Below are 1,548 nucleotides of genomic sequence, written 5' to 3'. Positions count from 1 at the left end.
GACAGCGTCGCGGAGGGCGACGTACTGCGCGAGCACGGCATCGGCGTAGCGATCCTGGTGATGGACGTCGACGTCGCCGACAACGCCGAGGACTGCGCCCGGTACAGGCTGAAGCCCGCCGTCGCCGGCCCCGAGCAGGTCGGCCGGCACAGCGCCGTGGCCCGGCGGCGGCGGGTTCCGTTGCGGAAGCGGCTGGTCGTCCGGCTGCTGTTCGTCTCCGCGGTGATCGCCGTCTGTTCGGTGGCCGCCACGGCCTGGCTCGCGGTGACCACCACCACCAGTGCCCTGAAGGAGGAGCAGGGCCAGGACCTCGCGGCCGACAACCGCATCCTCGCCCAGCTCAGCGGCTACGCCGCCACCCACGCCGACTGGACGGACGCCCGCCGCACCGTGCGGCAGCTGGCCGCCCGCACCGGCCGCCGCATCGCGCTCACCACCGCCGACCGCACCCTGGTCGCCGACTCCGCGCCCCGCGGCACCCCGCTGCCGCCCCGGCCCGCCGCCACCGTCGACCCGCTGCGCACCGACACCTACACCGAGACCGGCGCCCAGCTCAGCGGCATCGACCCGCGCGTGGTGGGCCCCTACCGCCTCCCGGCCGAGGAACGTGCCGTCCTGGACGCGCTGGCCGGCAAGCGCAAGCGGTGCTACGAGCGCTACGGCCTGCAGGCCACCGTCGTACGGACCGCCGGCGGGCGCCCGGTCGTCACCACCGCCGACGGCACCGACCCCTCCGGCTACGGCGCCACCGTGTGCGAGGACGGACGCCTCAACACCCCCACCCCGACCGAGCAGAAGGCCCTGGACACCCTGTCCGGCCTGACCCGGCCCTGCCTGCGCCGGGCCGGCCTGGATCTCGGCGGACGGCTCTTCCTGACCTTCGACCCCAGCGGCAAGGACCCCTTCGCCGGCGGCTACCTGCTCGCCAGGTACGCCAAGCTCGGCACCGGCGAGACCGCGCGGGCGGCCCAGCGGTGCGTGCAGACCGCCCGCCGCACCCAGCTGGAGCCGTACGTCGCCCCGGCGGCCGAGCTCTTCCTCGGCATCGGCGACCAGAACCCGGCCCGCTTCGACATGTCACCGGCCAACAAGGCGAAGGTGGTCGGCGCGGCCGGACTGGTCCTCGCCGTCACCGTCGCCGTGACCGCCGTCGTCGCCGTCCGGCTGGTACGGCCGCTGCGCGCGCTCACCCTCGCCGCGCAGCAGCCGCCCGACCTGCATGTGCGGGTGCCGGTGACCACCCGGGACGAGACCGGCATCCTCGCCGAGGCGTTCAACGACCTGACCGAGCGGCGCGAGCGCCTGGAGGCGCAGCGCAAGGCCATGGTCAGCGACATCGCGCACGAGCTGCGCAGTCCGCTCACCAACATCCGGGGCTGGCTGGAGGTCGTCCGGGACGGCGTCGTCGACCCCGACCCGCCGCTGCTGGACTCCCTGCACGAAGAGGCGCTGGTCCTCCAGCGGATCATCGACGACCTGCAGGACCTCGCCGCGGCCGACGCCGGCACCCTGCGCCTGCACCGTGAGCCGCTGCGCGCCGGCGACCTG

Annotated in this window: 1 protein-coding gene; it reads left to right on the top strand. The window is 75.1% G+C overall.

The genetic code is table 11. The annotated features are described in order from the left end of the window. Positions 1 to 60: 60 nt before the first annotated feature. Positions 61 to 1,548, top strand: a 1,488-nt coding sequence (locus tag CCN44_RS42915; RefSeq protein ID WP_086704696.1) for a histidine kinase dimerization/phospho-acceptor domain-containing protein, incomplete at its 3' end; no start/stop codon positions are given.

Origin of the sequence: Streptomyces tricolor (assembly GCF_002155905.1) — a bacterium.
Taxonomy (GTDB): domain Bacteria; phylum Actinomycetota; class Actinomycetes; order Streptomycetales; family Streptomycetaceae; genus Streptomyces; species Streptomyces tricolor.
The sequence above is the reverse complement of the archived record's forward strand: the minus strand, read 5'-3'. Positions and strand labels throughout refer to the sequence as shown.